The following is a 24,802-nucleotide window of genomic DNA, read 5'->3' on the forward strand; positions in this document are numbered from 1 at the left end:
GCTGTATAGGTGAAGCGGCTGCTTAGCGGCTGAGGCTGCGCTCGTAGGCAGCCAGCACGGTGCGCTCGGACTGCACCAGGTAGCCTTCGAGCAGGTGCGTCGCTTCTTCGGCACGGCCTTGTTCCAGGCGTTCGAGAATCGCGGCATTCATATCGACATAGGGCGAGTGGAGGAATTCGGGGTTTTTCAACAGGCCGAAGGCCAGGCGCAGCTCGGCGGAAATCTGCCCATAGAAGGCTGACAGGCGCGGGCTGTCGGCCATTTCCACGATGGCCCGGTGAAACATCATGTTGGCCGTACCCACCGCCACCCAGTCCTTGGCCTCACGGGCGCACATGCCGCTCTCGACGGCTTCGCGCATGTGTCGTGCGCCCGGGTGCTGTGGATAACCCTGTGCCAGGGCCTTGCACTCGATGAAGCGGCGCACCCGGTAGATATCGATGATCGACGCCATGTCGGGCACCGCCACGGTCACACCGCGATTGGGCGCGTGCTTGAGCAGGCCTTCCTGGGTCAGGACCCTGAACGCTTCCCGCAAGGTATTGCGCGAGATCTGCAGGCTTTCCGCCAGCGCTGCTTCAGAGAGCCGCTGGCCGGGGACCAGCTCGCCCTCGACCAGCATTCTGCGCATTTCTTGGGTGATGGATTCTCCCAGCGTGCGTGGCTGTGGAGAGCAAGCGTCGTTCATAGAAGGTCCAGGATGAGAAAAAGCCTGCTGATGTTCCCTGAGTGCTGGAGGGCTGGCAAGCAGCAAGGAGGGGCGCTGTGCTCCATCAGGTAGCACGGCTGGGTCGAAGGGTAACAATTTGGTGCGTATAGCCTGACTATTCGATCATCATTGTTGAACAATATTCTCTTGTTTCTCCTACGTTAGAAGGTCTAAGAGTGGTCATTGGCATGCTCATTGCTCAATGCTCTGCTGCCTGCTCTCCCCCCACCCAGGAGCGATGCCGTGACACAGACCGCCACAGAGTTTACGAAAGCACGCCGATCTTCCCTTATCGCCGCCATGTTCATGATGACGACTTCCGCCATCGGTCCGGGTTTCCTGACCCAGACCGCCACCTTCACCGCGACCCTTGGCGCCGCTTTCGCCTTCGGTATCCTGGCCTCGATCCTCATCGACTTCGTCGTTCAGCTGAATATCTGGCGCATTGTCACCCTGACCCGCATGCGCGCCTCGGACCTGGCCAATACGGCGATTCCGGGCAGTGGCTACTTGCTGGCAGCCTTGGTGATTTCCGGCGGCCTGGTGTTCAGCCTCGGCAACCTGGCCGGCGCCGGCCTGGGCCTCAATGCGCTGACCGGCCTGGATCCGGTCTGGGGTGGGGCACTGAGCGCCTTGCTGGCGATTGCCATCTTCTCGTCGCAGCGCGCTGGCATCGCCATGGACCGCATCATGATCGTGCTGGGCGTGCTGAAGATCTCGCTGATCGTCTTCGCCTGCTTTGCGTCGCACCCGCCACTCGGTGAGGCACTACGTCAGTCGGTATGGCCGGACTTCATCGACTTCGCCTCCATCACCACCATCGTCGGCGGCACCGTCGGCGGCTACATCACCTATGCTGGCGCACACCGTCTGCTCGACCGCGGCACCGTGGGTATAGAGAACATCGATGCGGTGACCAAGGCGGCCCTGAGCGGCATCCTGGTCACCGGCATTGCCCGCTACGTGCTGTTCCTGGCGATTCTCGGCGTGGTCGCCAGTGGCGTGGTCATCGACGTTTCCGGCCAGGGTGCCAACCCGGCCGGCCAGGCCTTCGGCGCCGCCGCCGGGCAGTTCGGCATGCTGATGTTCGGCCTGGTGCTGTGGGCCGCGGGTATCAGCAGCATGATCGGTGCGTCCTACACTTCGATGTCGTTCATCACCGTGTTTTCGAAGAAAATCAGCGAGCGTGCGCGTAACCTCGCGACCGTGGGCTTCATCGTCCTGGCGCTGGTCTGCTTCCTGCTGCTGGGCAAGCCGCCTGCGGCGCTGCTGGTGTTCGCCGGGGGCTTCAACGGCCTGATCCTGCCCCTGGGCCTGAGCATCTTCATGTACGTGGGCTGGCGCCGCGCTGACCTGATGGACGGCTACCACTATCCGCGCTGGCTGCTGGTGCTGGGCGCGCTGACCTGCCTGCTGTCGTGGTACATGGCGTTCAAGTCTGCCAAATCCATTTTCGCCTTCATTGGCGCTGCCTGATTCCTACGGAGAACCGAACATGCGAACCATCGACATCAACAGTGACCTGGGCGAGAGCTTTGGCGCCTGGAGCATGGGCGAAGACGCGGCGATTCTCGAAATCGTCAGCAGCGCCAACGTTGCCTGTGGCTTTCACGCCGGCGACCCGGCCGGCATCCTGCGCACCCTGGAGGCGGCGGCGGCCAGGGGCGTGGCGGTCGGCGCGCATGTCGCCTATCCCGACCTGGTCGGCTTCGGGCGGCGCAACATGGACATCGGCTCGGCCGAGCTGAGCGCCGATGTGATCTACCAGATCGGCGCCCTGCAGGGCCTGGCGCGCAGCGTCGGCACCCAGGTCAGCTACGTGAAGCCGCATGGCGCGCTGTACAACACCATCGCCCAGAACCGCCGCCAGGCCGATGCGGTGATCGACGCGCTGCTGCGCCTCGACCCGACGCTGAAACTGGTATGCCTGGCCAATTCACCGCTGCTCGGCTGGGCCCGTGAGGCCGGCTTGCAGTGCGTGGCCGAGGCGTTCGCCGACCGCGCCTACACCGCTGAAGGCACCCTGGTGTCGCGCTCGCGGCCCGGCGCCGTGTTGCACGATGCCGAACTGATCGCCCGACGCATGCTGCGTCTGGTCGCCGAAGGCGTCATCGAAGCCGAAGACGGTCGCCAGATCCCTCTGCAGGCCGACTCGATCTGCGTGCATGGCGACAGCCACGACGCGGTGACCATCGCCCGTACCCTCAAGGCCGGGCTGCTCGCCGCTGGTGTGAACATCCGTGCATTCAGCCAGGGCCAAGCATCATGAACGCACTGCAACGCGCCCGTGAGTCCGCTGCCGCCGCCCGCGCCCGTTACCGCGCCGGTGAAGTGGCGCCCACCGCCGGCCAGGCCCCCGGCCTGACCCAGGCCAACCTGATTTCGCTGCCGCGCGAATGGGCCTATGACTTCCTGCTGTTCGCCCAGCGCAACCCGCAGGCCTGCCCGATCCTCGACGTCACCGAGCCGGGCAGCCACCAGACCGTGCTGGCCGAGCAGGCCGACTTGCGCACCGATATTCCGCTGTACCGGGTGTGGCGCGACGGCCAGCTGGTCGATGAAGTGCAGGATGCCTCGCCCCTGTGGGCGCAGCAGGGCGACCTGGTGAGCTTTCTGATCGGCTGCAGCTTCACCTTCGAAGCCGACCTGCTGGAGGCCGGCATCGACGTGCGGCACATCAGTCAAGGCTGCAACGTGCCGATGTATCGTTCCAACCGCCAGTGCCGGCCCGCCGGCCGGCTGCAGGGCGAGATGGTGGTGTCGATGCGCCCGATCCCGGCCAGCCGGGTGTCCGAGGCGGTGAAGATCACCGCGCGCTATCCGGCGGTGCATGGCGCCCCGGTGCATATCGGCGAGCCGCGGCTGCTGGGCATCGAGGACATCGCCAGGCCGGACTTCGGTGACGCGGTAGCGGTGCACGAAGGCGAGATTCCGGTGTTCTGGGCCTGTGGGGTCACGCCTCAGGCCGTGGTCATGGCGTCTCGCGTGCCGTTTGCGATCACGCATGCGCCCGGGCACATGTTCATCACCGACGTGCCCGACAGCCACTACCACGTATAGGAGAGCCCCATGCGTTTCTATCCGGTCAACCTGGACGCCCTCCTGGTTGAATTGGCCAATCTGGACGAGACCCTCGCGCTGTTCGATTCGCTGCAGCAGCAGCCCATCGCCGGCGTGCAGGAGATCGTCCCGGCGGCGCGGACCCTGCTGGTGCAGTTCCGCCCGGGCGCAATCGGCCCTGAGGCCCTGGCGGCGCAGATCGCCGCGCGGGATATCCATGGCCCGGCGCGCCAGGCTGGGCGCCTGGTGGAGATTCCCGTGCATTACAACGGCGAAGACCTCCAGGACGTCGCCCGTGAGCTGGACATCAGCGTCGAAGAGGTCATTCGTCGCCACACCGGCAGCGACTATAACGTGGCCTTCTGCGGCTTTGCGCCGGGCTTCGCCTACCTGAGCGGCGGCGCCGGCTTCGTGGTGCCGCGGCGCAGTACGCCGCGCACGCGCATCCCCGCCGGGGCGGTGGCCCTGGCCGGTGGCTTCAGCGGCATCTATCCACAGGCAAGCCCCGGCGGCTGGCAGATCATCGGCGTCACGCCGCTGAAAATGTGGGACCTGCAGCGTGACGAAGCGGCGCTGCTCAAGCCCGGCTACCGGGTGCGTTTCCAGGATGCCGGTCGGTTGCCGACGCAGAGCGTGACAGTGCCGGTCGCCGAGCGCCAACCCGCTGCGCCGGTCACGGGCGACTGCCTGGAAATTCTCTCGCCGGGCCTGCAGACCCTGCTGCAGGACCTCGGCCGGCCGGGCCGCGCCGGGGAGGGTATCTCCGCCTCCGGAGCCATGGACCGTGGCGCGCTGCGTTCGGCCAACCGCGCCGTGGGCAATGACCCTGGCACGGCTTGCCTGGAAATCCTCATGGGCGGCCTGAGTTTCACCTGCCATGGTCAGGCGCTGGTCGCGCTCACGGGGGCCGAGGCGGCCATCGAAGTGCGCAGCGCCGAGGGCCAGGTGTTGCATCCGCCGCTGTACCAGCCTTTCGCCCTGCACGACGGCGACCGGGTCAGCATCGGCTCGCCCAGCGCCGGCCTGCGCAACTACCTGGCGGTGCGCGGCGGCTTCAGCGTGGCGCCGATCCTCGGCAGCTTGTCCACCGACACCCTGGCGCAGGTCGGTCCGGCACCGCTGGCAAGCGGCGACCGCCTGGGCTTCGAGCGCCAGCCTGGTGGCCGGGCGGTGTCGCTCAGCGAGCAGCCGGCCTTCGCCATGCCGCGCCGTGACCAGCTGATTACCCTGGATGTGGTCATGGGCCCGCGCAGCGACTGGTTCACCCCGGCGGCCCTGGCGCTGCTCGCCGAGCAGACCTGGCAGGTCACCCCGCAGTCGAACCGCATCGGCATCCGCCTGGCGGGCGAGCAGAGCCTGGAACGCGCCGTGGGTGGCGAGCTGCCCAGCGAAGGCACGGTGGTCGGCGCCATTCAGGTGCCACCCAGCGGCCAGCCGGTGCTGTTTCTTGCCGACCACCCGCTGACCGGCGGCTACCCGGTGATCGGTGCTGTGGCCAGCCACCACCTTGACCTGGCCGGACAGATCCCGGTCAACGCGCGCATCCGCTTCAACCCGCTGGCGGCTTTCGAACCCGTGCTTCCCGTTTCTCCAGACGAGACCCAGAACAAATGAAAAAGGTCCTGATCGCCAACCGTGGCGAAATCGCCGTGCGTATCGCCCGAGCCTGCCGTGATTATGGCGTCGCCTCGGTAGCGGTGTACGCCGACGGCGACATCGACGCCCTGCATGTCGGTGCCGCCGACGAAGCCTATGCGCTGCAGGGCGAGCGCTCCACCGACACCTACCTGAACATCGACAAACTGCTGGCCGTGGCGGCGCGTGCCGGTGCCGATGCCGTACACCCCGGCTATGGCTTTCTCTCTGAGCGCGCCGACTTCGCCCGGGCGGTGATCGATGCCGGGCTGACCTGGATCGGCCCGGACCCGGCGACCATCGACGCCCTGGGCGACAAGGTCCAGGCCCGGCGCATCGCGCTGAAGGTAGGCGCTCCGCTGGTGGCCGGCACCGAAGACCCGGTGGCCGATGCCAGCGAGGTCATGGCATTCGCCGAACAGCATGGCCTGCCGATCGCCATCAAGGCCGCCTTCGGCGGCGGTGGCCGTGGCCTGAAGGTCGCCTGGCAGCTGGAGGAAGTGCGCGAGCTGTATGAGTCTGCCGTACGGGAGGCCACTGCCGCCTTCGGCCGTGGCGAGTGCTTCGTCGAGCGCTTCCTCGACCGCCCACGGCATATCGAGGCGCAGATCATCGCCGACCGCCATGGCCAGGTGGTGGTGGCCGGCACCCGCGACTGCTCGCTGCAACGCCGCAACCAGAAACTCATCGAAGAGGCTCCGGCGCCCTACCTGGACGCCGCGCTGCGCCAGCGCATCCATGACTCGGCCCGCGATATCTGCGCCGCCGCCGGTTATGTCGGCGCCGGCACCGTGGAATTCCTGCTCAGTGCCGACGGCACCCTGTCGTTCCTCGAGGTCAACACGCGCCTGCAGGTCGAACACCCGGTCACCGAAGAAACCAGCGGTATCGACCTGGTCATCGAGCAACTGCGGGTCGCCGACGGCCTGCCGCTGTCCTTCGAAGGCACGCCGGTGCCACGCGGCCACAGCTTCGAGTTCCGCATCAATGCCGAAGACGCTGGCAACGGCTTCCTGCCCACCCCCGGCCAGATCGAGCGCTTCCAGGCGCCCTCGGGGCCGGGCGTGCGTCTGGACACGGGGGTAGCGGAAGGCTCGCGGGTGTCGCCGAACTTCGACTCGATGATCGCCAAGCTGATCGTCACCGGGGCCACTCGCGAGCAGGCCATCCGCCGCGCCCGGCGCGCCCTGGCAGAGTTTCGCGTCGACGGCGTGGCCACTGTGCTGCCGTTCCATCGGGCGGTGATGGACCACGCGGACTTCACCGCGCCAGACACCTTTGCCGTGCACACCCGCTGGATCGAGACCGACTTCGCCCGCGACATCAGCATTGCGCCGCGCAGTGCTGCCGTGGCGGAGACTGGGGTGCTGCGCACCTTCGTCGAAATCGACGGCAAACGTCATGAGCTGGGCCTGCCCGCCGCGTTGCTGCGTGGTGTGAGCCTGGAGGGCAGCGCGCCGGTGGCGGCGACCGCCAGCGCCGAAGCGGTTGACCCGCATGCGGTGCTGGCACCGGTGGCGGGCAATCTGCACGCCTGGGTGGTGGAGGAGGGCACGCAGGTCGAGGCCGGGCAAGTCGTCGCGGTGATGGAAGCGATGAAAATGGAGACTTCGATCGTGGCGCCCTGCGCCGGGAAACTGGTCATCGAACAACAGCCCGGCGGTTACTTCGACGCCCGTACGGTGATCGGGCGTATCGCAGCCACTGCGTAACGGCATGTGGCCCGGTGGGAGCGGCTTTAGCCGCGAAAGCGCCAGGAAATTCAGTGCATCTGTTGTGAACAGGCGGTCGCTTCGCGGCTGAAGCCGCTCCTACCCGGCCTAACTGACCAGTATTGCGGCTACAGCCAATACGGTTTGATCAAGCGCTATGCGGCTTGTGGGAGCGAGCTTGCTCGCGAAGAGGTCGGCAAAGTCATCCCCCATTTGTTGTGAGCATGATGCCGCCTTCGCGAGCAAGCTCGCTCCCACGGTCTAACCGAATTGCAGTCCAGGCCGCTCCCATCGTTGGGCAGCGGGCAAGGCTGGCATTCAGTCCAGTCGCGTTTCCGGCGGCTCCGGGGCGTCCTTGGGGGTTTTGTCCAGGCTGGGGGCTGGCGTCGGGTCCGGGTCCTTGGCCTGGGGCGTGGGTGGCTCGACCGGCACCAGTTTCAGCTCGCCGCCGTGGATGTTCTTCAGGTAGACCTCCATCTGCCGGAACGAGATGTTGATCTTCTGCTTCTTGAACTCGCGGCTGATGAAACGGTTGATCTCGTCGAGCACCGGGTTGCGGTCGCCCAGGTCGCGCACGTGCATACGCAGTTCGTGGTCCAGGGTGCTCTCGCCGAAATTCAGGAAGTACACGATCGGCTCCGGCTCCTTGAGCACCCGCGGGTTGTCACGGGCGGCCTGCAGCAGCAGGCTGCGCACCAGCTCCAGGTCCGAGCCGTAGTCCACGCCCAGTTTCAGCGTGACCCGGGTGATGGTGTCGGTCAGCGACCAGTTGATCAGTTGGCCGGTGATGAAGGTCTTGTTGGGGACGATGATGTCCTTGCGGTCGAAGTCGGTGATGGTCGTGGCACGAATGCGGATCTTGCTCACCGTGCCGGACAGGTTGCCGATGGTGATGGTGTCGCCGATGCGCACCGGGCGTTCGAAGAGAATCATGATGCCGGAAATGAAGTTGGCGAAGATCTCCTGCATACCGAAGCCCAGGCCCACCGACAGTGCGGCGACCAGCCACTGCAGCTTGTCCCAGCTGACCCCGAGGGTCGACAGGGTACTGACGAAACCGACCCCGGCGATGGTGTACGACAGCAGCGTGGTGGTGGCGTAGGCGCTGCCCTGGGCGAGGTTCATGCGCGACAGCACGAAGACTTCCAGCAGGCCCGGCAGGTTGCGCGCCAGTATGAAGGTGATGGCCACGATCACCAGCGCGCCGAGCATGTCGCCCAGGCTGATCGGCACCATGCTGATATTGGCTCCGGTGCCGCTGGTGTATTCGTACAGGGTCACGTTGTCCAGGTAGGAGAACACCGTGATCAGGTCGGCCCAGACCCAGTACATGGCACCGATGAACAACGCCATCAGGGCCAGGCGGATCAGGCGCAGCGACTGCTGGTTGACCTGTTCGATGTCCAGCTTGGGTTCTTCGACCGGTATGTCGCCGTCGCCGTTTTCCCGCGCCGCCTGGCGCTTGGCCAGGGCGCGCTGGTAGGCCAGGCGCCGGGCCGCGACGTTCAGGCCACGGATGAACGCTGCCTCGACCACCAACCACAACAGCAGCAGGTAAAGGGTGTCGATCAGCCGGTCGGTGAGCTTCAGGGCGGTGTAGTAGTAGCCGAAGCACACGGCGATGAACAGCGCCACCGGCATGGCGGTGTAGGCCATGCCCAGCGCCTTGCGAAACAGCGAAGCGTTGTGATGGGTAGGGCTGGAGAGCAGCAGCCGGCCCAGCAGCAGGGTCATCAGCGCGTAGCAGCTGAGCACCACGCCGATGCCCAGCACGTCGTCGGCCAGTGCCGCCGGCTGGTGCTCGGCCACCGCCACCACGGCGACCAGTGCCAGCACCACCAGCCCCAGGCGCCGCACCCAACCGCGCAGGAACTCCACCTGCGAAGGTTCCCAGCGGAAATGCAGCTGGGCGACGCCATCCGGGGCCAGGATCCGGTAGGCGGTGTAGAACATCAGCCAAGTGAGGCCGATTTCCTGCAGTGCCACGCCGAGGTTGGCGTTCTGCCCACGGGCGTCGATCTGCAACGCATAGCCGCACGATGCCAGGGTCAGCGCCACCGGCATGGCCAGCAGCACGTTGATCAGCAGCGCCGCCGGGGTCTTCCACTGGTTGTCGCGGCGGAAGTGGCCGATGTCGGCATGCAGGTGGTTGAGCTTTTCGTACAGGGCCTTGCGCCGCCAGGTGAGCAGGCCGATGGTCAGCAGCAGCGGCAGGAACACCAGGGGGCGCTGCACCAGGCCGTCGAGCAGTTCGCTGAAGCTCGACGCCCAGGGCAGGGTGGAGACCTGCTTCTTCAGGCGCGGCCAGATGCCCTGGAACCATTCGGCGTCCAGCGGCTTGTTGCTGGGGATCCAGAACATCTGTTCGTCGAGGGTGGCGCGCAGGCTGATAGCGGTGCTGATCAGTTGCTTCTGGTTGAGCTGCAGGTTGATCGATTCGTTGAGCAGCGCGGCCAGCAGTCGGTTGAGGCGTTCGAGCAGGTCGCTGCGGGTCACCGCCAGGTCCATCAGGGTGCGCCGCAGGGCCGGGGTGACTTGTTCGCTGGGTTGGCTGGCCAGCAGCTTTTCCACGTAGTCGAGCGGCGTGCTCATCTGTTCGCGCTGCTGGTTGACCTCGAACTGGTACAGGCGGATGTCGGCGATTTCGTCAGCGAGGTTCTTGTCCACCTGCAGATGCGGCAGCGACTGCTTTTGTTTGTAGAGGATCTTCGACAGCAGCAGGCTGCCGCTGAGCACGTTGATCTGCTCGTCCAGGGCCTGGTCGGTCTGGGTCAGGTTGTCCAGCTGCTGCTTGGTCTGCAGGTTGCTCTGGGTCAGTTCGTTGAGGCGTTCGGTGCCGCGCAGCAGGTAGTCGGAGAGTTTCAGGTTGGCAGCGCTTTCGCTGGCCAGCACGCTGCTGCCACCGGTCTTCTGCGCTTCCCTGGCCAGGTCTTCGACGGTCTTCTGCGACTGCGCGCGACGCTTGTCGTTGATCAGGGTCTGCAGGTCCTGGATTTCCTGGTCCTGGCGCTGCACCTTCTCGTTCAGCAAGTCGTGCTGGCTGTTGCCCAGGTCCTGCAACTGACTGTTGCCGGCCAGCTCCTGGCGGCGCAGCTGGTTGAGGGCGCTGAGTGCGGCGATCTCGGCGTTGTACAGGTTGCGCTGGTCGCCGCTGAGCGGCTTGCCGCCGTCCTTGCCGTTCTTGAGCAGGGTGTTGAGCTGCTGGATGCGTGTCTGGTTGCTGGAGATTTCCGCCTGGGCGCGTTCAGGGCGGGTCTGGGCGGTGAGGATCAGGTTGCTGGCGTCGTTGAGCGCTTTCTGCTGGTCGCTCTGCTGGGTACTGCGGTCGCTGAGCAACTGTTCGAGCTGCGGCACGTCGAGGTTGGCGTAGCGCTGGGCGACCGGAATCACCTTGCTGTTCTTCAGGCGATCGAGTTCGCGCTGGTTGTCGATGATCTGCCGCGGCGCGCGGTCCAGCTGCTGCTTGAGCGCGGCAAGCTTCTGCTCGCTGTCGTCCTTGCTGTCGAGAAAGCCCAGGGTCTGCTCCAGCACCTGTTGCAGCGCCTTCTGGTCGGCGTCGGACAGCTTGCGGTCGGCGATCTTGTCCAGGCTCTGCTGGACGCTGTCGCGGTTGGGCGGATCGGCGGCCAGCGCCGCGCAGGAAGTGGTCAGGCAAAGGCCGAGCAGGGCGGCGGCCAGGAAGGTGCGCAAGGAAGACATAGACACCGATCGCTTGCAGAAACGGACAGGCGCGCAGTTTAAAACAATGCCCCCGGCAGGGGGCACTGGCAAACAGGCGATTTAATCGACGAGGTCTGCAAAGCGTGCGGGTGTCGCCGTTTTCAGCTCGTCTTAGGTTTCGTACGAAAAGTTGGCGAGCGAAGGTCAGGCAAGGCAAAAACAGGCGAGGAAGCGCAGTTTACTGGAGTAAATGAGCATTCCGAGCCTGTTTTTAACGCAGCATGGCCGAGCGCAGGCACTTTTCGTACAAAACCTAGAGGAACAGGCCCGGACCCGGGCGTGCGCCTTCGGGGAATTTGACCCCGACCTTGAGGATCCTGTTCCCTTCTGTCGAAGCGACGGTCCACAACGTGCCGTTCCACTCGATCTGGTCGCCGACGATCACTGCGCCGCGGTTCTTCTGCACGATGAACTGGGCCAACGGCATGTTCGGGTCCAGACCGTCGAGGTTCAGGCCGTACAGGGCGGCCACCGCGCCGAGCTGGGCATCGCCTTCCAGCACGAAATCGCCGAAGAAACGCAGGTCCTGGCCGCGTTGCGGGGCCTGGCTGAACAGCTTGCCGAGGGCCGGCAGGTCATGCTCGTGACCGATCACGCAGAGCAGGTCACCGACCTCCAGGGTGGTGCTGCCGGACGGGTGCAGCAGTTGTTTGCCACGGAACAGCGCGGCGATACGCGTGCCCTCGGGCATCTTCAGTTCGCGCAGGGCGGCGCCGATGCACCACTTTTCCGCGCCCAGGCGGTAGACGAACAGCTCCCATTCACTGGTGACGTGGACTTCCAGCGCCGAGCGGGAAATCGGCGCCGGGTCTGGCGGCACCGTGACCTTCAGCAGCTTGGCCATCCACGGCAGGCTGGTGCCTTGCAGCAGCAGCGAGATGAGCACGATGAAGAACGCCAGGTTGAAGTACAGCTGGGCATTGGGCAGCCCGCCCATCAGCGGGAACACCGCCAGGATGATCGGTACTGCGCCACGCAGGCCGACCCAGGCGATAAAGGCCTTTTCCCGGCCATGGAAGGCCTTGAACGGCAGCAGGCCGACCATGACCGACAGGGGGCGTGCCACCAGGATCATCCACAGCGCCAGGCCCAGGGCCGGAATGGCGATGGGCAGCAGGTCGTGCGGGGTGACCAGCAAACCGAGAACCAGGAACATGCCGATCTGCGCCAGCCAGGCCATGCCGTCGAGCATGTGCAGGATGCCGTGGCGGCTGCGGATCGGCCGGTTGCCCAGTACCAGGCCGAACAGGTAGATGGCCAGGAAACCGCTGCCGTGGATGGCGTTGGTCAGGGCGAATACCGCCGTGCCCCCGGCGATTACCAGAATCGGGTACAGGCCCGCGGTCAGGTTGATGCGGTTGACCAGTTGCAGCATCAGCCAGCCACTGCCCAGGCCCATCAGGGTGCCGATGCCGAACTCCTGGATCAGGTGCCCGAGCAGGCTCCAGTGCAGGCCGGTCTGGCCGCTGGCGAGCATGCCGATCAGGGTGACGGTGAGGAACACGGCCATGGGGTCGTTGCTGCCCGACTCGATCTCCAGGCTGGCGGTGACCCGCTCGTTGAGGCCCTTGCCGCCCAGCAGCGAGAACACCGCCGCGGCGTCGGTGGAGCCGACGATGGCGCCGATCAACAGGCCCTGCATGAGGTTCAGGTTGAACAGCCAGGCGGCCACCATGCCGGTCAAGGCCGTGGTGATCAGCACGCCGACGGTGGCCAGCGACAGGGCCGGCCACAGCGCCACGCGGAAGCTGGCGACCCGGGTGCGCAGACCGCCGTCGAGGAGAATCACCGCCAGCGCCAGGTTGCCGACCAGGTAGGCGGCGGCGTAGTTGTCGAAAATGATGCCGCCACCGTCGACGCCAGCGACCATGCCGACGGCGAGGATGATGACCAGGATCGGAATGCCCAGCCGCGAAGACAGCGAACTGACCAGGATGCTGGCCCCGACCAACACCGCGCCGATCAGGAACAGGCTGTTGATGGTCGATGCATCCAAGGGCAGTACTCCATGACTGTAAGAAGCGGGTTTCGCTTTGCGTAAGAAATGTTACTTATGCAGCGAGCGTGCCAAGGGATTTAACCCGTTGAATTGCCTGGCTGTCAAAGCCTTGTCGGGCAGGAAGGCTGAAACAACTTTCATTCGTCTGAAACATTCATGCCATAACTAACTACCGCACGGGGTATCGGTGTCCCTGATCAGCTGCATGGCTTTCTCGATCAAGGAGTCCGTCATGCCGCATTCGGCAGAGTTCATCGCAGGGGCGCAGCAGCGCGTTTATCAGTCCGAGCAGCGCTTGCTCAGGCAAAAGGCCCGGCAATTCATCCAGGACTATCCCGACGTCCATGGCCTGGCCTGGGCGCTGGCCCGCAAACTGTTGCAGGAGCTGGCCGGCAGCCAGGCCGATCCGGACAAGGTCTGGTGGCATCGCTTCGCCACGGCGGTCAGCAGCTCGCGCACCTACAACGGTTGGGCGCACACCGGCACGCCGGTGGAGTCGATGACCCTGGTCGAACTGGTGATGCACCGCTTCAACGCCCGGGATCAGGATGCCAGCGATGAGTTGCAGATGTATGGCGGCTTCTACATCGAAGGGCCTGGGCATGGCCATTTCGATGAGCGCAACGAGGTGCGGCTGTTGCCGCAACAGGTAATGGCGCGCCTGTGGCAGCTGGATTTCGCTCAGGCTTTCGGCCAGCGCGTCGAGGCATTCTGGAGTGCCCACGCGCAGACCTTCCTGACCTTGGCGCGCACCGGCTGCAAGGCAGCTGCCGCCCTGGCCGTACGCAATGGCCAGCTGACCGCGGCTGACCTGGCCCTGTTCGACCAGGCGATCAGCGCGGCGCCGACGGTGTCGGCGAACGCTACGGCGGGTGTTGCGCTGACGTCCAGCTCGGCGGTCAGCGTGCGCAGCTTCGATATCGGTGGGCTGGAGTCGAGTCATGTCATTCGGGTCGTCGACGGCGGTGGGCGGCAGATTCTGTATGTCGCCGGCAGCGAGGCCGCCTTCCATGTGTTCGCCACCGAGGGCGAACTGTTCGGCTGGGTACAGGGCTGCCTGCATGACGAGGCGGCGCGCAAGGCGTTCAGTGCGTTGTTTCTCAGCGCAGCGGATGCCACGCCCGAGCGTGCCCAGGCACTGGCGGGCATGCTGGAGCGCATACGCGACGCTGCTTCAGGTCCTGACACCAACCAGATCGCCGACCCTGAGGCACGGGTGCTGCTCAACCAGACCGACCGGGTCATTCTGGGCGACGTTTTCGAGCACTGGCGTGACCTGGCCCGGCGCGAAATGCATGGCGTGGTACACGCCCTGACCTCCAACGCCAGCTTGCGCAAGCAGATGTGGATCGGCTCCCTGAACGCGGTAGTCCGGGTGTTCGGTCCCCTGGCCGTGCTGTCCTGGCCGCTGGCCTTGAGCCTGATCGGTGCAGGCCTGGCCAATGTCGGTTTGAACATCGATCAGGCGGTCAATGGCGTCGACGCACGGCAGCGCAAAGCCGGAGTGATCGGCGCGGTATTCAATGCCATCTACGTGCTGTTCAGCCTGCCGCTGCTGGCCGATGCCCTGCCGGTGGCGCGCGCGGCCCTGGTGCCGGGGCCCGCGAGCGCGCCGGCGAGCTCTGATGGCGAGTGGGTCGCCCTGCAGTCGCTGGGCGCCTCCGGCAGCGGCGATGTGCCCATGCAGGGCATCGAACGCACTGCCAGCGGCGAGACTTGGATCATGCTGGGGGAAACGCCCCGCCGCGTGCGTTTCAGTTCGTCGCTCAACACTTGGCTGGCCGTCGACCCGCTCAACCCCTTCGCCTTCGAAGGGGCCACGCCCGTGCGGCTCGATGCCCAGGGGCAGTGGCAGGCGCTGCCGTCCCTGAAGCTCGGCGGTGGCATGGAGGGCGCAAGCGGCAGCCCGCTGGCCGGTCCGTCGCAGGCGACGGGCTACCCGACGGTAAGTTCGGAGTTCTGGGATGTGCACATGCGCTTCGACCTCGAAGAGGAGGAGCGTTTGTCGGACCTGGCGCTGGCGCGTCAGAAGGCAGTGATCAATGTGCACGAGATGGCGCCTGAAGACCAACTCAGCGTCGACAGCGCGGGCGACCAGGTGGTTATCGACGCCTGGGGTAACGAATTTCGCGTGTTCAAGACCCCGGCGGGCCGTTATTACGGTGGCCGGGTGAATCGTTACTCGCAGCGTGAAGAGGAGTTCAACCAGTACCTGCGCACCGGCAAGCCAAGAATCACCAACCAGGTGGAAATGATCGAGGAACTGGCCGACGACCTGCGGGCCATCGGCTACGACAACCATGCCACGCTGTATCGCGGCGGCAGCGGCGCGCGGGGCACCTCGGGGCTGAATTTCCGCCAGGGGCACATCAAGGCGGGTGACGTGCTGGTCAATACCGACTTCACCTCCTTTTCGGAGAACCCCTATGTCACGCGGTCCTTCGCCAGCAGCCAGGCCGGAGCACCGTCTTATGGCTTTGACGGTGCCATTACTTTCGATGACTCATCCATCGTCTTCGAGATCCTGGCCGAGCAATACCTTAATGCCACGCCTGTCGCGCCGTTCTCGGAGGAAGAGGAGGAGGCCGAACTGCTGTTCGCTCCGGGGCATTACTTCCAGGTGCGCGATATCCATGAAGTGCGTGGCACCGCCTACCGCTTCATCCGCGTGCGGATGCAGGAGATTGCAGCACCCTCCAGTGAGGCGCGGCTGTTTGAACTGCGTACCGGCGAACCATTCAGCCGCGAGCAATACGCGGCTCGGCTCGGTGAGCAGGGCAAGCGGTTGGTCGAGCGTTTCTTTCCTCGGGCGCAAAGGCCGTCGACCCGCTCTGGACAGGAATGAGAACCGGCCGCTGTCGCCAGCCCCGGTCGGGTGGTGCGGGGTCAGCCGATGGTCATCAGGCTGGCGTTGCCGCCGGCCGCCGCGGTGTTGACGCTCAGTGCGCGTTCGATGACCAGGCGCTCCAGGGCGATACCGGTTTCGCCGTACGGCAGGCCATGCACGCCGACGATGGCACCGCTGCGTTGCGCAACCTGCTCGCAGATCGCCCGCAGTTGGTCGCTGTCGCCGTGGTGCAGCACGGCATCGAAGCTCACCTCGTCACGCTGCCAGTCATTGACCAGTTGCACGCGGGCCTGGACTTCGCGAGGCAGGCGCTTGTACAGCGAGCGGCCGGGTTCGCCGTCCAGCCACAGCGCACGACTGCCCACCGCCAGCACCGCAGTCAGCTGCGCGAGCAGGTCGCCTTCGTCGTCGGCCAGGCACAGCACCTGTTCACGCGGCAGGATGGTGTAGCTGTTGCGCTCGCCGGTCGGCCCGGACAGGGCGCGGCTGATGCCGCTCTGCGATTGCGCGGCGAAGCTGTCGCTCAGTTGCACCAGCTCCTCGCGCTGCTGGCTGGCCGCCCAGGCCTTGAAGGCTTCCAGGGGCTTGAGCAGCGCTTCATGCAGGCGGGTGTCTGGCGCGCTGCCGGCATCGGCAGCGGCGAACGAGCGGGCGATGGCCTCTTGCGGGCGGGTGCTGAGCAGGCGGTACAGGTACAGCGGGCCACCGGCTTTCGGGCCGGTGCCGGACAGACCTTCGCCGCCGAACGGCTGTACGCCGACCACGGCGCCGACGATGTTGCGGTTCACGTAGAGGTTGCCGGCATGCGCCTTGTCGATGACCTTGGCGATGGTCTCGTCGATGCGCGTGTGTACACCGAGGGTCAGGCCATAGCCCGAGGCGTTGATCTGGCCGATCAGCGCGTCGAGGTCCTTGCGGGCATAGCGCACCACGTGCAGCACCGGACCGAAGATCTCGCGTTGCAGCTCATCGAAGCTTTCCAGTTCGATCAGGGTCGGCATCACGAAGGTGCCACGCTTGATCTCGTCGGTGTCGGCCAGGGCCATCTGGTATACGGCGCGGCCCTTGTCGCGCATGGTCTGGATGTGTTTCTCGATACCGGCCTTGGCCTCGGCGTCGATCACCGGGCCGATGTCCACGGCCAGGCGCTCGGGGTTACCCAGGCGGCTCTCGGCCATGGCGCCCTTGAGCATTTCGATCACGCGGTCGGCGGAGTCTTCCTGCAGGCACAGCACGCGCAGTGCCGAGCAGCGCTGGCCGGCGCTGTCGAAGGCCGAGGACACCACATCGATGACGACTTGTTCAGTGAGCGCCGAGGAGTCGACGATCATGGCGTTCTGGCCGCCAGTCTCGGCGATCAGCGGGATCGGCCGACCCTGGGCGTCCAGGCGACCGGCGACATTGCGTTGCAGCAGGCGCGCCACTTCGGTGGAGCCGGTGAACATCACGCCCTTCACGCGCTCGTCGCCGACCAGTCCGGCGCCGACGGTTTCACCGCGGCCGGGCAGCAGTTGCAGGGCGCCTTCCGGAATGCCCGCTTCGAGCAGGATGCGCACCGCCTGGGCTGCGACCAGCGGGGTCTGTTCGGCCGGCTTGGCCAGCACCGGGTTGCCGGCGGCCAGGGCCGCAGCCACCTGGCCGGTGAAGATCGCCAGGGGGAAGTTCCACGGGCTGATGCACACCACCGGGCCCAGCGGGCGATGGCTGTCATTGCTGAATTCGCTGCGCGCCTGCACCGCGTAATAGCGCAGGAAGTCCACGGCTTCGCGCACTTCGGCGATGGCGTTGAGGTAGGTCTTGCCAGCTTCGCGCACCAGCAGGCCCATCAGCGGCTGGATCTCGCCTTCCATCAGGTCGGCGGCGCGCTCCAGGATCGCCGCGCGCTCGCCAGGCGGCGTGGCCTGCCAGATCGGCCCGGCGCTCATGGCGCACTGGATGGCGCCGTTGACGTCGGCCAGGGTGGCTTCCTGCACATGCCCCACCACGTCGCGATGGTCGGACGGGTTGAGCACGGCTTGCGGGGTTTGCTCGCTGGCCGGGCAGCCGAGCAGCGGTCCGGCTTGCCATTCGTGGTTGGCGCTGCTCAGCAGCGCGGAGGACAGCGACGCCAGACGATGTTCGTTGGCCATGTCGATGCCGCTGGAGTTGGCGCGTTCGCGACCATACAGCTCGCGTGGCAGCGGAATGCGCGGATGTGGCAGGCCGCACTGGCCTTCCTGGGTGGCCATGCGTTCGATGCTGGTGACCGGGTCGGCGACCAGTTCCTGGATGGAAATCGACTGGTCGGCGATACGGTTGACGAACGAGGTGTTGGCGCCGTTCTCCAGCAGGCGGCGTACCAGGTAGGCCAGCAGGGTTTCATGGGTGCCCACTGGCGCGTACACCCGGCACGGGCGGTTCAGCTTGCCGTCGGCGACCTTGCCCACCACTTGCTCGTAGAGCGGCTCGCCCATGCCGTGCAGGCACTGGAATTCGTACTGGCCGGGGTAATAGTTCTGCCCAGCGATGTGGTAGATGGCCGCCAGGGTGTGCGCGTTGTGGGTCGCGAACTGCGGGTAGATGACCTCCGGCGCGGCGAGCAGCTTGCGCGCACACGCGATATAGGACACGTCGGTGTACACCTTGCGGGTGTATACCGGGTAGCCTTCCAGGCCGTCGAGCTGGGCGCGCTTGATCTCGCTGTCCCAGTAGGCGCCTTTCACCAGGCGGATCATCAGGCGATGGCGGCTGCGGCGGGCCAGGTCGATGACGTAGTCGATCACGTACGGGCAGCGCTTCTGGTAGGCCTGGATGACGAAACCGATGCCGTTCCAGCCGGCCAGTTGCGGCTCGAAGCACAGGCGTTCGAGCAGGTCCAGCGACAGCTCCAGACGGTCGGCCTCTTCGGCGTCGATGTTCAGGCCGATGTCGTATTGCTTGGCCAGCAGGGTCAGCGACAGCAGGCGCGGGTACAGCTCGTCCATGACCCGCTCGTACTGGGCGCGGCTGTAGCGCGGATGCAGGGCCGAGAGCTTGATGGAGATGCCCGGCCCTTCATAGATGCCCCGGCCGTGGGAGGCCTTGCCGATGGAGTGGATGGCCTGCTCGTAGGAGGCCAGGTACTTCTGCGCGTCGTGTTCGGTCAGCGCGGCTTCGCCGAGCATGTCGTAGGAGTAGCGGAAGCCCTTGCTCTCGAACTTGGCGGCGTTGGCCAGGGCCTCGCCGATGGTTTCGCCGGTGACGAACTGCTCGCCCATCAGGCGCATGGCCATGTCCACGCCCTTGCGGATCATCGGTTCGCCGCTCTTGCCGATGATGCGGCTCAGCGAGGAGGTCAGACCGGTTTCGTTGTGGGTCGAGACCAGCTTGCCGGTCAGCAGCAGGCCCCAGGTCGCGGCGTTGACGAACAGCGACGGGCTGTTGCCCAGGTGCGGCTGCCAGTTGCCGGTGCTGATCTTGTCGCGGATCAGCGCGTCGCGGGTGCCTTTGTCCGGGATGCGCAGCAGGGCTTCGGCCAGGCACATCAGCGCCACGCCTTCCTGCGACGACAGCGAGAATTCCTGCAGCAGGCCCTGGACGATGCCGGCGCGGCCACCGGCGCTTTTCTGGTGGCGCAGCTTGTCGGCGATGCTGGCGGCCAGTTTGTGGGTGGCTTCGGCTTGCGGGGCGGGCAGGCGCGCCTGCTCCAGCAGCATGGGCACCACTTCCTGTTCAGGGCGGCGGTAGGCCGAGGTGATGGCGGCGCGCAGCACCGATTGCGGCAGAATGCTCTCGGCGAAGTCGAGGAACGGCTGGTAACCGGTGTCGGCCGGTGCATCGACGCGTTCATCGCCCTCGCGGGCGTCGTGGCCGTTGAGTTCCAGCAGGGGGGCACCACTTTCGAGCCGTTCGAGGTAATTGAAGATCGCCTGCTTGATCACCCAGTGCGGGGTGCGATCAATGCCCTGTGCAGCGCTTTTCAGGCGTTCGCGGGTCTGCTCGTCGAGCTTGACGCCCAAAGTGGTGGTGGCCATGTCTTGTCCTCATTATCGCCATCGTGGATGTGGCATCCGGTCGTGGGCAGCAGATTAGCTGCGAGTCGTTCGGGGTGCAACCAGGTGCAACCTAAATTTTCGTGCCAGGCCCACCTGCTGTCGGTCGGTCGCCGGGTTCACGGAAAAATGCCTGATTGCGGGCGCTCGAAGCCGGCTTTTACGGGGGTTTGCACTGCTGCGGTGCGCTTTCGTTTCGAGAACGGTGTCACGCAGAGGTACAACTGCCATCTGAAAGCGGTTGCACCTGTTTGGCGTTGTTGTCTAGGATGCCTGCCCAGCGGTGCAACCGACAGCCCCTTTCGGGGGCCGAGGCCAGCGAGGTGTCCGGGGACGGGCTGTTTTGGTGAGTCCTTGGCGGCTTCCCCGGGCGCTGAATAACAACAACACCAAGGCAGACATATGAGTTTCTTCAATCCCACCCTGATCACCTTCGTGGTCTACATCGCGGCCATGGTCCTGATCGGTTTCATGGCCTATCGCTCGACCAACAATTTCTCTGACTACATCCTCGGCGGGCGCAGCCTCGGCAGCCTGGTCACGGCGCTGTCGGCAGGTGCCTCGGACATGAGCGGCTGGCTGCTGATGGGCCTGCCAGGGGCGATTTTTGTTTCCGGCCTGTCGGAAAGCTGGATCGCCATCGGCCTGATCGCTGGTGCCTATCTGAACTGGCTGTTCGTCGCCGGGCGCCTGCGCGTGCACACCGAGTACAACGGTGACGCCCTGACCCTGCCGGACTACTTCTCCAGCCGTTTCGAAGATCGCAGTGGGGTACTGCGTATCATCTCGGCAGTGGTGATTCTGGTGTTCTTCACCATTTATTGCGCCTCGGGCATCGTCGCCGGTGCGCGCCTGTTCGAAAGCACCTTCGGCATGTCCTATGAAACGGCGCTGTGGGCCGGCGCTGCGGCGACCATCGCCTACACCTTCGTCGGTGGCTTCCTGGCAGTGAGCTGGACGGACACCGTGCAGGCCTCGCTGATGATCTTCGCGCTGATCCTCACACCGATCTTCGTGTTGCTGGCCACTGGCGGCGTCGACCCGACGTTCCTGGCCATCGAGGCGCAGGTACCGGGCAGCTTCGATATGTTCAAGGGCACCACCTTCATCGGTGTGATCTCCCTGCTGGCCTGGGGCCTGGGCTATTTCGGCCAGCCGCATATCCTGGCGCGCTTCATGGCCGCCGATTCGGCCAAGTCGATCGCCAACGCCCGACGCATCTCCATGACCTGGATGATCCTGTGCCTGGGCGGCGCGGTGGCCGTGGGCTTCTTCGGTATCGCCTATTTCTCGGCCAACCCTGATGTCGCCGGCCCGGTGACGGAAAACCCGGAGCGGGTGTTCATTGAGCTGTCCAAGCTGCTGTTCAACCCTTGGGTGGCGGGCGTGCTGCTGTCGGCGATTCTCGCGGCAGTGATGAGTACCCTGAGCTGCCAGCTGCTGGTGTGCTCCAGCGCGCTGACCGAAGACTTCTACAAGGCCTACCTGCGCAAGGGCGCCACGCAGAAGGAGCTGGTCTGGGTCGGTCGGGCCATGGTGCTGCTGGTGGCGGTGGTGGCCATTTTCCTGGCTGCTAACCCGAACAACCGTGTGCTCGGTCTGGTCAGCTACGCCTGGGCCGGCTTCGGTGCGGCCTTTGGCCCGGTGGTGTTGATCTCGCTGCTGTGGAAGGGCATGACCCGCAATGGTGCGTTGGCCGGCGTGGTGGTCGGTGCGGTTACCGTCGTGCTGTGGAAGCAGTTCACCAGCTTCGGCCTGTACGAGATCGTGCCGGGCTTTATCTTCGCCAGTATCGCCATCGTGGTGTTCAGCCTGCTGGGCCAGAAGCCCTCGGCGGCGATGCAAGCGCGTTTCGACACTGCCGACAAGGCTTACAAAGACGCGGTGCGCTGAGTACCTGGCTGACCTGAAGCGGCCCGCATGCCTGCCTGGCATGCGGGCCGTTTTCATTTGTTGTGGTCGATATCCAGGCGATAGAAGGTCGCCTTGCCGCCTTCGCTGGTGTAGCCGGTATTGTCCTGGGTGTAGACGCCCGCCTTGAAGTACAGGGGCTTGTCGCGCCAACTGGCACCCACCGAAGTCCGCCAGTTGCTGTCCTTGACGCTGACGCTCAATTCGCCGCCGGGGCTGAGGTGGATGATGTACCTGAAGCGTTCTTCGAGCGCCACGCCTTCCAGGAGGGTGATGATCCGCGCTTCCTTGTCTTCGAAGCGCTGGCGCACCTTGGCGACGATGTTGCCGGTCTTGGTGGCGTCCTTGTACTGGTATTCGACCTTGAGCATGGGGCGGTCGCTGTCTTTGGTATGGATCTGGCCAATGACGATCCTGCCACTGGAGGGGACCTGGTTGACCGCCAGGGTGGCGTAGAGGAAGTTGTCCGCTTCGGGGAACAGCCAGTTGTGAGGCGTGCCGTCGGACCAGGTTTCGCGCAGTTCGCTACGCGGGAATTTGGCATTGTCGGTCTTGGTGCCGGTCACGGGGGCCCAGAAAAAGATCCGGTCGCTGTGTGACTCGAAGTACTTGCCGTCGTAGCCCTGTTTCAGTTGCTGGGTTTCGATGGTTTTGGGGGGTGAGCCCACAGGAATGCTGAGATTCCATGAACCGAGGTCGATCATCCGCTTTGTTCCGCAAGTGACTGATATCTCCGGTGCAGAATCGATTCCGGAGAGATGAAGCGGAGTTATATACGAATAATAAGCAAACTTGTTAGCGCCGAATTAAGCAAAGTTTGGAATCAAAATGATTTCAATTTGTCCTAAGCGCCGGAGATTGAAGGGCTGAACGAACGCTACCGTTAGTCGGCAAAATCTCGGTTTCGTGATGGCAATCAGCTTCCCGCCTTACGCTTTCGAATACGCAGGGCTACAGTGGTGTCACTGTGATGACACGGTGTTGGCGTCAGGCAGTCGCTTAACAAGAGAAGCAGCATGGAATGCGCGAATACCAATGCTAATGACGGCAATGCGGTATTACTGGTCGTCGATGATTACCCTGAAAACCTCGTGACGATGCAGGCGGTCCTGCAGCGCGCCGATTGGTGCATCGTGACCGCCAGCTCGGGTTTCGAGGCGCTCAACGTGCTGCTGGAGCGCGAAGTCGACCTGGTGTTGCTGGACGTACAGATGCCCGGCATGGATGGCTTCGAAGTCGCTCGCCTGATGCGGGGCAGCCAGCGCACGCGCCTGACGCCCATCATCTTTCTGACCGCCAACGAGCAGAGCCAGGAAGCGGTGCATCGCGGCTATGCCAACGGCGCCACCGATTACCTGTTCAAGCCCTTCGACCCCCACGTGCTCAGGCCCAAGGTGCAGGCCCTGCTGGAGCAGCAGCGTAATCGCCGCGCCCTGCAGAAACTGACCCAGGAGCTGGACGCCGCGCGCGCGTTCAACGCCTCGGTGCTGTCCAACGTCGCCGAAGGCATCCTGGTGGTCGACGAGCAGGGCAGCATCCGCTTCGCCAATCCGGCCATCTGCCGTTTGCTCGACCTGGCCGAGAACGCCCTGGATGGCTCTGCGCTGCTCGATCATTTCAGCTACCCCAAGGCCGGGCACTGGCTGGAGTCAGGCTTTCATACCCATTACCGACGCGGCGAAACCTGGCGTGTGCATGACGCGACCCTGCTGACCCGCACCGGCGGTCAGCTGCCGGTGGCGTTTTCCTGTGCTCCCCTGCCGACCGAGCAGAAAGGCATGGTGCTGAGCATTCTCGACATGTCCGTCGAGCGCGATCTCTACCGCCAGCTGGAACAACAGGCGGTCACCGATGCACTGACCGGCCTGCTCAATCGTCGTGGTTTGTTCAAGGCCGTGGACAGCATGCTGCCGCGCAACGAGCGGGCCGGCAAATGCCTGGCGGTGATGTATCTGGACCTGGACGGCTTCAAGCGCATCAACGATTCGCTGGGGCACGAATCCGGTGACCAGGTGCTGCTCTGGGTGGCCGGGCAATTGCGTGAATGCATGCGCCCCTACGATGTGCTGGCGCGCATCGGCGGTGACGAGTTCGTGGTGGTCATCGAAGGCCTGGAGCACGCCGAGCAGGCGGCCAAGGTGGCCGAGAAACTCATCGAGCGCGTCTCGGTGCGCCGCCATGTGGACGGTGTGGACGTGACCCTGGGGGTGAGCATCGGCATTTCCACCCACCCGGCCTGCGGTGCCCAGCTCGACGACCTGCTGCGGGTGGCCGACACCGCCATGTATGAAGCCAAGCGTGCCGGGCGTCAGCAGTATCGCTTCTATGACCAGAGCATGAATGGCCGTGCACGCTCACGGTTGATGCTGGAGGAGGGCATACGCAGCGCCATCGAAGACCAGCAGTTCTCGGTCATCTACCAGCCCCAGGTGTATGCCGTCGATGGCCGCCTGCGCGGTTTCGAGGCGATCCTGCATTGGCAGCATCCGCTGGTGGGCGATGTGCCGCGTGACCTGTTCATGCCGCTGCTGGAGGAAACCCGGCTGATCAATCGCCTTGGCGACTGGATGTTCGACCAGAGCACCGAACAGCGGCACCGCTGGAACGGCGTCTTCGACGCCGACCTGGTCATGAGCGTGGGAATCAGTGCCTCGCAGTTCTGCCTGCCCAGCCTGGCGACCGAACTGCAAGCCGCGATGCAGCGCCACGGTATCGCGCCGGGCCAGCTGGAAGTGGAAATCAGCGAAACGGCACTGGTGCACAACCTCAACCACAGTCGCCGACAACTGCAGCAGTTGCATGACATCGGGGTGCGGGTATCGCTGGACGATTTTGGTGCCGGTGATTGCTCGCTGGCGCACCTGCGCAATCTGGAACTGGATTCCCTCAAGTTCGATCGGCACTTCATCGAAACCCTGCTCGATTGCCCGCGGGACATGGCCATGGCAAGCAGTGTCATCGAGCTGGCGCATCGCCTGAACATTCTGGTGGTTGCCGATGGCGTGACGCGCGTCGAGCAGCTGCGCTGGTTGGTCGAGCAGGGTTGCCACCTGCTGCAAGGCGCCTTGCTGGCCGCGCCGCTGAGTGCCGCGCAGGCCCAAGACCAGCCGCGGCGCATGGACCTGCACGCCTGGAACCTGAGCGAACCCTCCCGGCCGCGCTGACGCCGATGGTGTAGACTGCCGGGCTCATTCCGAC

Annotated in this window: 13 protein-coding genes; 8 read left to right on the forward strand and 5 right to left on the reverse strand. The window is 65.0% G+C overall.

Going from position 1 to position 24,802, the window contains the following annotated elements; all coding sequences use genetic code 11:
- Window positions 1-22: 22 nt before the first annotated feature.
- Window positions 23-688, reverse strand: a complete 666-nt coding sequence (locus RRX38_RS18360; protein ID WP_295471616.1) for a GntR family transcriptional regulator — start codon at window positions 686-688, stop codon at window positions 23-25.
- A 264-nt stretch (window positions 689-952) separates the two neighbouring features.
- On the opposite strand from RRX38_RS18360, the gene RRX38_RS18365 reads away from it, so the two are divergent.
- From RRX38_RS18365 to RRX38_RS18385, 5 genes are read left to right on the forward strand one after another with little or no spacing between them, the layout of a single operon-like run.
- Window positions 953-2,185: an NRAMP family divalent metal transporter gene (locus RRX38_RS18365; RefSeq protein WP_315960187.1), complete on the forward strand. Its 1,233-nt coding sequence runs from the start codon at window positions 953-955 to the stop codon at window positions 2,183-2,185.
- A gap of 19 nt (window positions 2,186-2,204) precedes the next feature.
- Window positions 2,205-2,978, forward strand: coding sequence for a LamB/YcsF family protein (locus RRX38_RS18370; RefSeq protein WP_295471612.1), 774 nt, complete (start codon window positions 2,205-2,207; stop codon window positions 2,976-2,978).
- The gene (locus RRX38_RS18375; RefSeq protein ID WP_295471610.1) at window positions 2,975-3,769 is read left to right on the forward strand and encodes a putative hydro-lyase; all 795 of its coding nucleotides are present in this window, start codon (window positions 2,975-2,977) and stop codon (window positions 3,767-3,769) included. Before RRX38_RS18370 ends, RRX38_RS18375 begins: the two co-directional genes overlap by 4 nt.
- A 9-nt stretch (window positions 3,770-3,778) precedes the next feature.
- Window positions 3,779-5,383, forward strand: coding sequence for a 5-oxoprolinase/urea amidolyase family protein (locus RRX38_RS18380; protein ID WP_315960188.1), 1,605 nt, complete (start codon window positions 3,779-3,781; stop codon window positions 5,381-5,383).
- On the forward strand, window positions 5,380-7,116 hold the full coding sequence (locus tag RRX38_RS18385) for a biotin carboxylase N-terminal domain-containing protein (RefSeq protein ID WP_315960189.1): 1,737 nt from the start codon (window positions 5,380-5,382) through the stop codon (window positions 7,114-7,116). The genes RRX38_RS18380 and RRX38_RS18385 overlap by 4 nt, the downstream gene beginning before the upstream one ends.
- Before the next feature lie 318 nt (window positions 7,117-7,434).
- On the opposite strand, the gene mscK is transcribed toward RRX38_RS18385, so the two are convergent.
- Together mscK and RRX38_RS18395 are read right to left on the reverse strand one after the other, a co-directional pair.
- The gene (gene mscK / locus RRX38_RS18390; protein ID WP_315960190.1) at window positions 7,435-10,815 is read right to left on the reverse strand and encodes a mechanosensitive channel MscK; all 3,381 of its coding nucleotides are present in this window, start codon (window positions 10,813-10,815) and stop codon (window positions 7,435-7,437) included.
- Window positions 10,816-11,089: 274 nt separating this feature from the next.
- The gene (locus RRX38_RS18395; protein ID WP_315960191.1) at window positions 11,090-12,832 is read right to left on the reverse strand and encodes a potassium/proton antiporter; all 1,743 of its coding nucleotides are present in this window, start codon (window positions 12,830-12,832) and stop codon (window positions 11,090-11,092) included.
- Window positions 12,833-13,067: 235 nt separating this feature from the next.
- Here RRX38_RS18395 and RRX38_RS18400 point away from each other — a divergent pair, with 235 nt between their 5' ends.
- Entirely contained in the window at window positions 13,068-15,680 is a 2,613-nt protein-coding gene (locus tag RRX38_RS18400) for a dermonecrotic toxin domain-containing protein (RefSeq protein ID WP_315960192.1), read from the forward strand.
- Window positions 15,681-15,721: 41 nt separating this feature from the next.
- On the opposite strand, the gene putA is transcribed toward RRX38_RS18400, so the two are convergent.
- Window positions 15,722-19,675: a trifunctional transcriptional regulator/proline dehydrogenase/L-glutamate gamma-semialdehyde dehydrogenase gene (putA, locus tag RRX38_RS18405; RefSeq protein ID WP_315960193.1), complete on the reverse strand. Its 3,954-nt coding sequence runs from the start codon at window positions 19,673-19,675 to the stop codon at window positions 15,722-15,724.
- A 420-nt stretch (window positions 19,676-20,095) separates the two neighbouring features.
- Here putA and putP point away from each other — a divergent pair, with 420 nt between their 5' ends.
- On the forward strand, window positions 20,096-21,586 hold the full coding sequence (gene putP / locus RRX38_RS18410) for a sodium/proline symporter PutP (RefSeq protein WP_315960194.1): 1,491 nt from the start codon (window positions 20,096-20,098) through the stop codon (window positions 21,584-21,586).
- Between the two features lie 53 nt (window positions 21,587-21,639).
- Here putP and RRX38_RS18415 read toward each other — a convergent pair whose 3' ends face one another.
- On the reverse strand, window positions 21,640-22,308 hold the full coding sequence (locus RRX38_RS18415; protein ID WP_315960195.1) for a polysaccharide lyase family 7 protein: 669 nt from the start codon (window positions 22,306-22,308) through the stop codon (window positions 21,640-21,642).
- Window positions 22,309-22,620: 312 nt separating this feature from the next.
- Here RRX38_RS18415 and RRX38_RS18420 point away from each other — a divergent pair, with 312 nt between their 5' ends.
- Window positions 22,621-24,768 (forward strand): putative bifunctional diguanylate cyclase/phosphodiesterase, encoded by a 2,148-nt coding sequence (locus RRX38_RS18420; RefSeq protein WP_315960196.1) that lies wholly within the window; start codon window positions 22,621-22,623, stop codon window positions 24,766-24,768.
- Window positions 24,769-24,802 lie beyond the last annotated feature (34 nt).

This window comes from Pseudomonas sp. DTU_2021_1001937_2_SI_NGA_ILE_001 (assembly GCF_032463525.1).
GTDB lineage: Bacteria > Pseudomonadota > Gammaproteobacteria > Pseudomonadales > Pseudomonadaceae > Aquipseudomonas.